Here is a 521-nt window from a genome sequence, read left to right on the forward strand (position 1 = left end):
GTAAGTATAGGCTATAGGTTGAAAAATAAGGTTTTACAAAAATTATCTTATACTAAAATTGGTTGCATGGCAGGTCAGGAATACAAGGTTTTAGATGCTATAGATGGAGTCTCAGCATTTAGAATGCAGATATATTATGACAAGAAATGGCTAAGTGAATGGCGGAGCGACGTTGTTTTACCTCACGCCGTTGAATTTACCATAGAATTGGAAGGTATTGGCATGGTAAGACGAGTTGTTATTTTATTGAATAGTGGAGTTTTATAATTGTGAATAGTTTAGAGACACAGCATGGTGCTGCACTATTGCTAGTATTATCTATTCTATTATTGATTAGTGCAATGGCTTTCACGTCACTTTATCATTGGTCTGATTTACATAATCTATTTAAGATAAGTGAAATGAGAAAGTCACAAAAATGGATATTATTAGAAAGTGAAGGTAAGATGTTAAACAGAATAATTGGGCCTCTATTAAATTCTAAATATATAGGTGATGAGTTAGGACACAGTTTGACCCAT

1 protein-coding gene and 1 pseudogene are annotated in these 521 nt (G+C 33.2%); both read left to right on the plus strand.

Annotated elements, in window-relative coordinates:
* The coding region (locus V2A85_RS24365; protein ID WP_420072645.1) for a type II secretion system protein GspJ at positions 1 to 267 on the plus strand (267 nt) is incomplete at its 5' end.
* Between the two features lie 2 nt (positions 268 to 269).
* Positions 270 to 521, plus strand: a pseudogene (locus V2A85_RS24370) (hypothetical protein); the annotation flags it as partial.

The sequence above is a fragment of the Yersinia sp. 1252 StPb PI genome, from assembly GCF_048593885.1.
Classification (GTDB): Bacteria; Pseudomonadota; Gammaproteobacteria; order Enterobacterales; family Enterobacteriaceae; genus Yersinia; species Yersinia enterocolitica_E.